Origin of the sequence: Vibrio sp. V33_P6A3T137, assembly GCF_009904835.1 — a bacterium.
Classification (GTDB): domain Bacteria; phylum Pseudomonadota; class Gammaproteobacteria; order Enterobacterales; family Vibrionaceae; genus Vibrio; species Vibrio metschnikovii.
In genome coordinates, this window is sequence record NZ_WXWK01000172.1 from 19,535 (window position 1) to 29,621 (window position 10,087).

Consider the following 10,087-nt stretch of genomic DNA (forward strand, 5'->3'; position numbering starts at 1 on the left):
TCTATCTTGAAGAGTGAAAGCGAGCCAATGGGCTCGCTTTTTTATAACTGTTTGTTTTATCGTTGTTAATTTGAAATAAGTGTGCAGATAAGAAAAATTTATAATGTGATTTTCATCGAAATTTCGCATTATAAATTGAAACCGCCTAAGCTTAAAATAAAAGCATTAGGGGGCACGATGAAATGGATTGCACTATTTATTGCTTGCTTCAGCTTAACGGCAACGAGCCCACAGTTAGAAGCGCGTTATCACTCAAGACAAGATCTGACTCAGTTTGACGTGCCTTTCTTACTTGGCGATTGGTTTTTGTTTAACTCTGCACCAGAGGCATCGAAAGAAAACTTTCTCGTCGTTCGCTTAACCCTCAAGTCGGATTATTCATTTTTAATCGATATACAAAAGAAAGACTACAGTATTGATCACTGGCAAGGGCAGTATTCGCTCAATCAAGATAGCTTGATCCTTGGTATCGATAGCAGCACACCACAGCACTATTTTTATCAAGCGAATCATAATCAATTAATGCTTAATGGCGTTATTTTTACCAAGATGTTAACTAGCCCGTTAGCGGGAACTTGGTCAGGAGACTCATTGGCTGGCAGCGATCAATCGCTTCTCAATTTACAAAGCCTCGATTTGATTTTACAACCCGATTTCATCTTCTTTTTTCGTGCAACGGGTCAAAATGGTAATCAAACCGTACAACAAGGGGTGTTTTATACCGAAGATGAACAATTGGTCCTGTTGTATCCCCATGGTGAACATAATACGCGCTTTCAACTCAACCAAAATCGCTTAACTTTAGATATTGAGCAGGGCATGCTTTACGCCGAATTAAATCGAATTCGTTAGTCGTTTTTTTCTCCATCATATTGCAGATTGACGATTTTCTTTGTTCTTTAGCTTCTTTAGCTTCTTTAGCGCTGTCAGCGTGACGCTTTATCGTTTTAATACCTTTATTTTTGACCTTATCATTAAAATCCCATATCGCGTATCTGGGATACATCGGGCGAAAATCTCTCATTTTTTCGGTCTAGGGGTTGTTATTGGTGAAAACAAGATTAAGATCAGTTGATTAACATCAAGGTTTCTCAACCTTGCTTTTCATCTGTTTACGTCAAAAAGGATTCCGACCATGGCGACAAGCCCATTAGCCAAGTATCGTAAAGATTATCAGGCTCCCTCTCATTATATTGATCGTATTGATCTAATCTTTGATTTGCACGATCACGCGACTGTCGTTACGGCGGTTTCTCACGTTGAGCAACAGGCTGACAGCTCAACACTATTGCTGGATGGTGAAGGGCTAGTATTAACATCATTAAAAATTAATGGTGAAGAGTGGCAACACTTTACCAAGTCAGAGGCTCATTTAGAAATAACTCAACTACCTCAGCAGTTTGAGTTAACCATTGTGACGGAAATCGATCCTCAAAGTAATACTGCATTAGAGGGACTCTATAAGTCCGGTGGCGCTTTCTGTACTCAGTGTGAAGCGGAAGGGTTTCGTCGCATCACTTATTTCCTTGACCGTCCAGATGTCTTAGCCAAATACACCAGTACCGTGATTGCCGACAAAGCCTTATACCCATACTTGCTAAGTAATGGCAATAAAATTGCTCAAGGTGAGGCTGACAATGGTCGTCATTGGGTCAAGTGGCACGATCCCCATCCTAAACCAGCGTATTTATTTGCTTTGGTTGCGGGAGATTTTGACGTCTTGCGTGACCAGTTTATCACTCGTTCTGGTCGTCACGTTGATTTGGAAATTTTCGTTGATAAAGGCAATTTAGATCGCGCAGGCCATGCGATGACGTCACTAAAAAATTCGATGAAATGGGATGAGCAGCGGTTTGGTCTGGAATACGATCTGGATATTTATATGATCGTGGCTGTCGACTTTTTCAATATGGGAGCGATGGAAAACAAAGGATTAAATATTTTCAACTCAAAATTTGTGTTAGCTAATGAGAAGACGGCGACCGATACCGATTATCTTGGTATTGAAGCGGTGATTGGCCATGAATATTTCCATAACTGGACGGGTAACCGAGTTACTTGTCGTGACTGGTTTCAATTAAGCTTAAAAGAAGGCTTAACGGTATTCCGCGATCAAGAATTCTCTTCTGATCTTGGTTCGCGAGCGGTGAATCGCATTCATAATGTCCGGATTATTCGTGGCCCTCAATTTGCGGAAGATGCTAGCCCAATGTCTCATCCTATCCGTCCGGATAAAGTGATAGAAATGAATAACTTCTACACACTGACCGTCTATGAAAAGGGCAGTGAAGTGATTCGGATGATGCATACCTTATTAGGTGAAGCAGCGTTCCAGCAAGGGATGAAGCTTTATTTTGAACGCCATGATGGCACCGCAGCAACTTGTGAAGATTTTGTTTTAGCGATGGAAAAGGCAAGCGGTATTGATTTAACTCAATTCCGTTTATGGTATAGCCAATCGGGTACACCATTACTTAAAGTGACGAGTCATTATGATGACCAAGCACAAACTTACGCATTAACGGTTGAACAAAGTACAGAGCCAACGCATGATCAGCCAGAAAAGTTACCATTGCACATTCCGTTTGATATAGAACTGTATCGTGAAAATGGTGAAATCATTCCGTTACAGTGTAATGGAAAGGCCGTTTCTCATGTACTCAATGTAACTCAAGCCAAGCAGACGTTTGTCTTTGAGAAGGTGACCAGCCAACCGATTCCATCTTTATTACGTGAGTTTTCTGCTCCGGTAAAACTTGAGTATGACTACCGTGATCAAGAGTTAAGCTTTTTAATGAGGCATGCGACTAACGCTTTTGCACAATGGGATGCTGGGCAGATGTTGTTGGCAAAATACATTCGAGCGAATGTCGAAGCCGTTCAGCAACAACAAAAGGTCACCTTACCTGAAGCGGTTGTCGATGCATTTCGTGGCGTGTTGCTCAGTGATAAGCTAGAGCCAGCCTTTGTGGCAGAAATGCTGGCTTTGCCGAATCATAATGAAGTATCGGGTTGGTATAAGCAGGTGGATGTCGATGCGATTGCCAAAGTGTTACATGAACTGAAAGTGATGTTAGCCACTGAGCTAGAAGATGAACTCAGTGCCACTTATCATTCATTAACTCAGGCTGAATATTCGATTGAGCATGCGGCGATTGGTCAGCGTACTTTACGCAATACCTGTTTAGCTTTATTGGCTTTCACTGAGCAAGGCAACCGTTTGGTCCAACGTCAGTATCAGCAAGCCAATAATATGACCGACACGATTGCCGCAATGAGCGCGGCGAATAGTGCTCAATTGGCTTGTCGAGAAACGCTGATGGCTGATTATAGTCTGAAATGGCAACACGATGGGTTGGTGATGGATAAGTGGTTTGCTTTGCAAGGTTCGAATCCTGCTGAAGATGCCTTGAGTGTCATCCAGGCAACGATGCAACATACCGCTTTTAGCTTGAAGAATCCTAACCGCATTCGTAGCTTAATTGGTTCATTCTTTACCATGAACCCGGTTAATTTCCATGCACTTAGTGGTGAAGGTTATCGCTTTGCGGGGCAGATATTGCGTGAGTTAAACAACAGTAACCCTCAAGTAGCTTCTCGTTTAATTGATCCATTACTCAAGTTTCGACGTTATGACGAGCAGCGACAAGCATTAATGAAACAGCAGTTAGAAGCGTTACAGTCACTGGATGATCTTGCGCGTGACTTATTTGAAAAAGTCAGCAAAGCGCTTGAACAAGCCTAACTTGTTCGATATTTACTCATTGATCGGGTGCTGGAAGGGAATCCCGTTTCCAGCACCATTTAAAGCACAATTATGAACTACTATTTTTTCTCTCTTAACATCTCTTATCAAACTTTCCTTGCTCATTATTCTGGGCTAGCCAGCCACATTCTAGTCACTACCGAACATGGCTTACGTTTACAATTACCAGCTGCAAAATTTCGCCCATTTCTTAGCCAAATTGGAGTAAAAGGTCGATTTCGTCTAACAACTGACCAAAACAATAAGTTTATAAAGTTAGATATGCTGTCCTAAGGTAAATTTGTGGTGATTTGAATCGCTACGCCTGTCACATTATTAAACATTTCACTATCAATTGCGTCCAAATGCGTTAACGAATGGTTAGCAAAGCACTACAATAGGCCTCGCATTACCGTAAGTTACAACTATGCTTAGCGCATACCCTACCAGCCTATAATTCTAATATTTGGAGTCGCATATGACCGCGCGTGAAAGTTTGATGCCGGTTCTACTTGAAAAAGTATACCAGCTAATTCAAGACAAACTTGAGCTTGCTCACCAACCTCTTGTTACTCAACTCGGCCAACACCTATTTAGTAATGTTGCGCAAGACGATCTTAGTAAACGTAATGAATCTGACTTATACGGTGCCGTAGTCAGTCTTTGGCATCATATTAATGAAAAGAAAGCCGACCAACGTTCGGTACGTGTATTTAACCCAACCGTCAGTAAACATGGTTGGCAATCGACTCATACGATCGTTGAAATTGTCGTACCCGATACTCCTTTCCTTGTTGATTCAATCAAAATGACCTTAAGTCGTCTCGATTTAACATCGCACTTAATGCTAAACGGCCCAACGCACATCGAACGAGACAATAACGGTGCGGTGCTTAGCATTGGTCAAGGCGCTGGCGCGTTGCAATCACTCTTTCATATTGAAGTGGATAGACTCAGCAGCAAAGAAGAGATGACGGCGCTAAAAGAGGAGCTATTGGAAATCCTCAGTGATACGGCTTTGGTCGTTCAAGACTGGAAGCCAATGGCGAGTAAGCTTGAGCAAGTGATTGAGGAGTTAGAGTCGCATAAAAACCATATTCCGGTTGATGCTGAACATTATCAAGAAACTCTCGTTTTCTTACGCTGGCTTGGCGCGCATAATTTCACTTTCATGGGTTATAAAGAATTTGATCTGGTTAATCACGACGATGACACTGAGCTTCGACCTACGCCAGATGCAGGATTAGGCTTATTTTCGGATCCGAAACGGGTTCGTGGTGTTAAATTATCACAGTTTTCCGACTCTGCTCGTTTAGAAGCGAAGAAGCCTTTCTTACTGATCCTGACTAAAGGCAACAAACAGTCGCGCATTCATCGCCCAGCGTATACCGATTATATTGGCATTAAGAAGTTTGATGCCAATGGTAAAGTGATTGGTGAGCATCGTTTCACGGGTTTATACACCTCAGCCGTTTATAATCAAACGGTCGAAAGCATTCCACTGGTTCGCGAGAAGGTACAACGTATTCTTAAAGCAAGTGGCTATCGTGAGGGCTCTTATGCCTATAAAGCATTACACAATATTTTAGAGAACTATCCTCGCGATGAGCTTTTGCAAGCGAAAGAAGAAGAGCTTCTTGAAGTGGGGATGGGGGTTGTGCAGATGCAAGACCGTGACCTGATCCGTCTGTTTGTTCGCAAAGACCCCTTTGGCCGTTTCTTTAGTTGCATGGTTTATGTCACTAAAGAGCGTTACAACACCGAACTACGCCGTCAAACACAGCGCTTATTAAAGCAGTATTTTGGTTGTGAACAAGAAGTGGAATTCACCACCTATTTTTCTGAAAGCCCGCTAGCGAGAACGCATTATATTGTGCGGGTAGAAAATAACAGTGCCAATATTGATGTTAAGAAGATAGAGCAAAATTTAATGGAAGCATCCACCAGCTGGGATGATCGTTTATCCGAAGCAATTATTGCCAATTTTGGCGAAAGTTCAGGTTTATCATTAGCCAAAGAGTATCAACGCGCTTTTCCTCGTTCTTATAAAGAAGATGTTATGCCTGGCTCCGCGGTTGCGGATATTGAACGATTAGAAGCCCTGAATGAAGATAACAAACTCGGCATGCTGTTTTATCGTCCTCAAGAAGAGGCGAAAGATTCTAAGGCGGTGCGCTTAAAACTGTATCATCGTGATGAGCCGATTCATCTGTCCGATGTGATGCCGATGTTAGAAAACCTTGGCTTACGTGTCATCGGTGAATCGCCATACGAAGTGACGAAGACCAATGGCCAAGTCTATTGGATTCTAGATTTCTCTATGTTGCATAAGAGCGAGAAGCAAGTTGATTTGCGTGAAGCACGCGATCGTTTCCAACAAGCATTTTCAGCCATTTGGCATGGCGAATTAGAGAGTGATGGTTTTAACCGCTTAGTGCTTGGTGCTTCTTTAACTGGACGTGAGATTTCTATTTTACGCGCTTATGCACGTTACATGCGTCAAGTCGGTTTCCCATTCAGCCAACACTATATTGAAGATACCTTAAGTCATTATCCCGACCTAGCGAAAGGGTTGGTTGATCTGTTTGTACGTCGTTTTGATCCTAAATTTAAAGGTTCGCAAAAAGGCCAAGCGGAGCTGATTACTCAGTTAACCGAGCAATTGGATCATGTCGAAAGTCTCGATGATGACCGTATTCTTCGCCGTTATATGGAAATGATCTGCGCAACGCTACGTACGAACTATTTCCAAATAGATGAAGAGAAACAACCGAAACCTTGGCTGGCTCTTAAGCTAAAACCACGGGAAATTCCAGATATCCCAGCTCCCGTACCGGCTTTTGAAATTTTTGTCTATGCGCCGGATATGGAAGGGGTTCATCTACGTGGTGGTAAAGTTGCCCGCGGTGGTTTACGTTGGTCTGATCGCCAAGAAGATTTCCGGACCGAGATTTTAGGCTTAGTAAAAGCTCAACAAGTAAAAAATACCGTGATTGTTCCCGTTGGAGCGAAAGGCGGTTTTGTTTGTAAGAAACAGCATTTACTGACGGGACGAGATGAAATCTTTGCCGAAGGACAACGTTGTTACAAGCGCTTTATCCAAGCATTATTAGATGTCACGGATAACATTATTGAAGGTGAAATTGTCCCGCCACGTAATGTGGTTCGTCATGATGAAGATGATCCTTATTTGGTTGTCGCTGCCGACAAAGGGACAGCGACCTTCTCTGATTTAGCAAACTCGGTATCGGCGGATTACCAATTCTGGTTAGGGGACGCGTTTGCCTCTGGTGGCTCTAATGGTTATGACCATAAAGCCATGGGTATTACTGCTCGTGGTGGTTGGGAATCGGTTAAACGTCATTTCCGAGAACTCGGTATTAACTGTCAAACGACGGATTTTACCGCGGTCGGTATCGGTGATATGGCGGGCGATGTGTTTGGTAATGGTATGTTGTTATCGCAACATATTCGTTTACAAGCCGCTTTTAACCATTTGCATATCTTTATTGATCCGAGTCCAGATGCTCAAACAAGCTGGCAAGAGCGGCAACGTCTGTTCCAATTACCACGCTCTAGCTGGGAAGATTACAATCCAAGCTTGATCTCGCAAGGTGGTGGCGTTTTCTCTCGCAAAGCGAAATCAATCGCGCTTAGTCCAGAAATTCAAAAAATGCTTGGTACTAAGAAAGCGTCAGCCGCTCCGAATGAATTGATCAAGATGATCCTGAAGATGCAGGTTGATCTTCTGTGGAATGGTGGGATCGGCACTTACATCAAATCATCGAAAGAATCGCATGCCGATGTCGGTGATAGAGCGAATGACGCACTGCGTATTGACGGTCGTGAAGTCAAAGCCAAAATTATTGGTGAAGGCGGTAACTTAGGTATGACTCAGCAAGGGCGAGTAGAGTACGCGCTCACCGGTGGTCGAGTGAATACCGATTTCGTTGACAACGTAGGTGGGGTTGATTGCTCGGATAATGAAGTCAATATTAAGATCTTCTTGAATGGTTTAGTCGCCAATGGCGATCTAACCGTAAAACAGCGCAACCACATTCTAGAATCCATGGAAGAGGAAGTCGGTGAAATTGTTATTGAAGATGCTTACACTCAGTCAGAGTCTATTTCGGTAACTGAGCAATTGGGCGTTGAGGTGGTTAAAGAGCAAATTCGTTTCATTCATCACATGGAGAAAACGGGTTATCTTGACCGCGCCTTAGAGCATATTCCTGATGACGAAACGTTGTTAGAAAGAGAGAAACAAGGTTTTGCATTAACTCGACCAGAGCTTGCCGTGCTGGTGGCCTATGGAAAAATGGCCTTAAAAGAGGAGTTGGCTTGTGATGAGATAGCTAATGATCAGTTCCATGCGCAGCAATTGATTCAGTACTTCCCATCAAAGTTACGTGGTGACTATTCGCAGCAGATGCACAACCATCCACTGCGTAAAGAAATCATTGCCACTGCATTAGCTAACCAAATGGTTAATGAAATGGGTTGCAATTTTGTGACGCGTTTGCAAGAAGAGACTGGAGCTAGCGTAACGGATATTGCTCATTCTTACGCGGCTGCCCGTGAAATTTTCGAGCTCGGTAGCGTATTGCAGCAAGTTCGTTCACTGGATAATCAAGCGACAGCGAGTGCTCAATATCAAGTGATGTTCCAAGTTCGTCGAACGTTGCGTCGTCTATCTCGTTGGTTGCTGCGTAATCGCACTGGAAAACAGTCTGTGCAAACGCTCATTGATCAGTACCAATCGGACGTACGCAGTATTACTTGTCAGTTAGATAGTTTGCTGGTGGCTGATGAAGTTGCTGAACATGATTTGCTGGCGAATAGCTGGATAGAACAAGGCATCAATTCGGACTTAGCGCATTATGTCGCTCGTCTATCCAGCCTTTACTCAGTACTGGATATCTCTACTGTCTCTCATGAGAAGGCGATTCCAGTTGAGCATGTTGCTAAATTATATTTTAATCTGGGCGATCGTTTATCGATTCATTGGTTCTTGAAACAGATAAATAATCAAGCGGTTGAAAATAACTGGCAGGCATTGGCAAGAGCGGCATTTAGAGAAGATCTCGACTGGCAGCAACGCCAATTAACCGCACAAGTGCTTAATGCGATCAATGGGTCAGAGACTACGGATGTGATTCATGCTCTGCAACGTTGGATGGACAATAACAGCGTTTCACTACAGCGTTGGGAAAATATTCTTAATGAATTTAAAGTGGGCTCGGTACATGAGTTTGCTAAGTTTTCCGTTGCGATGCGTGAATTGATGTTGCTCAACTTAAATTGTGTGGCGACCGAATAAGCATTGAATTGTGCGACAAATAGGTCAATAATAACGCCCCGTTTATACGGGGCTTTTTTTTCGGAGGCACAATGCTTTACCGCTTAGCCAGAGCTGGCTTTTTTCAATTGGATGCTGAAAGGGCGCATGATCTCGCCATTCAAAATTTCAAACGCTTTACCGGTACACCGCTTGATCTCTTCTATCGTCAACACCTTCCTCATCGTCCTGTCGAATGCATGGGACTCACGTTTAAAAATCCTGTTGGTTTAGCCGCTGGCCTTGATAAAAATGGCGAATGCATTGATGCGTTTGCCGCGATGGGCTTTGGATTTATTGAAGTGGGCACAGTGACACCTCGACCGCAATCAGGTAATGATAAACCTCGTTTATTTCGTTTAGTGCATGCTGAAGGTATCATTAATCGAATGGGGTTTAATAACCTGGGTGTTGATCACTTAGTGGAGAAGGTAAAGCAAGCGAATTATGATGGCATCATTGGGATCAATATTGGTAAGAATAAAGACACGCCAATTGAAAAGGGTGCTGAAGATTATTTAATTTGTATGGAGAAGGTGTATCCCTATGCTGGTTATATTGCGGTGAATATTTCTTCACCCAATACCCCTGGGTTACGAACGTTACAATATGGCGAAGCTTTAGATGAGTTACTCTGCGTCTTAAAACAGAAGCAGACCGCGCTCGCTGAGCAACACAACAAATACGTACCTCTAACCTTAAAAATTGCACCAGACCTAACGGATGATGAGCTGCAGCAAATTTGCCAATCTTTACTCAAGCACAATATCGACGGGGTGATTGCTACCAATACCACTTTAGATCGTACTTTAGTGGAAGGAATGAAATTTGCTAATGAGGCAGGGGGACTGAGTGGTCGTCCACTGCAATCACGCAGCACTGAAGTCGTAAAACTATTATATCAACAGCTCGGTGAACAAATTCCAATCATTGGTGTTGGAGGAGTGGATAGCTATGTGGCAGCGAAAGAAAAATTACTCGCCGGTGCTAAGTTAGTCCAAGTG

At 43.1% G+C, this 10,087-nt stretch carries 5 protein-coding genes; all 5 read left to right on the top strand.

Annotated elements, in window-relative coordinates:
- Positions 1–177: 177 nt before the first annotated feature.
- Entirely contained in the window at positions 178–852 is a 675-nt protein-coding gene (locus CAG60_RS15870; RefSeq protein ID WP_158143893.1) for a hypothetical protein, read from the top strand.
- A 283-nt stretch (positions 853–1,135) separates the two neighbouring features.
- Positions 1,136–3,745, top strand: coding sequence for an aminopeptidase N (gene pepN / locus CAG60_RS15875; protein WP_161439399.1), 2,610 nt, complete (start codon positions 1,136–1,138; stop codon positions 3,743–3,745).
- Positions 3,746–3,817: 72 nt separating this feature from the next.
- Positions 3,818–4,039: a DUF2835 domain-containing protein gene (locus tag CAG60_RS15880; RefSeq protein WP_040904316.1), complete on the top strand. Its 222-nt coding sequence runs from the start codon at positions 3,818–3,820 to the stop codon at positions 4,037–4,039.
- A gap of 184 nt (positions 4,040–4,223) precedes the next feature.
- A complete protein-coding gene (locus CAG60_RS15885; RefSeq protein WP_161439400.1) occupies positions 4,224–9,065 on the top strand; it encodes an NAD-glutamate dehydrogenase in 4,842 nt (1,613 codons plus the stop codon).
- A gap of 71 nt (positions 9,066–9,136) precedes the next feature.
- Positions 9,137–10,087, top strand: a 951-nt coding sequence (gene pyrD / locus CAG60_RS15890) for a quinone-dependent dihydroorotate dehydrogenase (protein WP_161439401.1), incomplete at its 3' end; no start/stop codon positions are given.

What these genes read in the sequence shown, in the direction of transcription:
- CAG60_RS15870 (WP_158143893.1), top strand. Translation starts at nt 178, where the DNA reads ATGAAATGGATTGCACTATTTATTGCTTGCTTCAGCTTAACGGCAACG.
- pepN (WP_161439399.1), top strand. Translation starts at nt 1,136, where the DNA reads ATGGCGACAAGCCCATTAGCCAAGTATCGTAAAGATTATCAGGCTCCC.
- CAG60_RS15885 (WP_161439400.1), top strand. Translation starts at nt 4,224, where the DNA reads ATGACCGCGCGTGAAAGTTTGATGCCGGTTCTACTTGAAAAAGTATAC.
- CAG60_RS15880 (WP_040904316.1), top strand. Translation starts at nt 3,818, where the DNA reads ATGAACTACTATTTTTTCTCTCTTAACATCTCTTATCAAACTTTCCTT.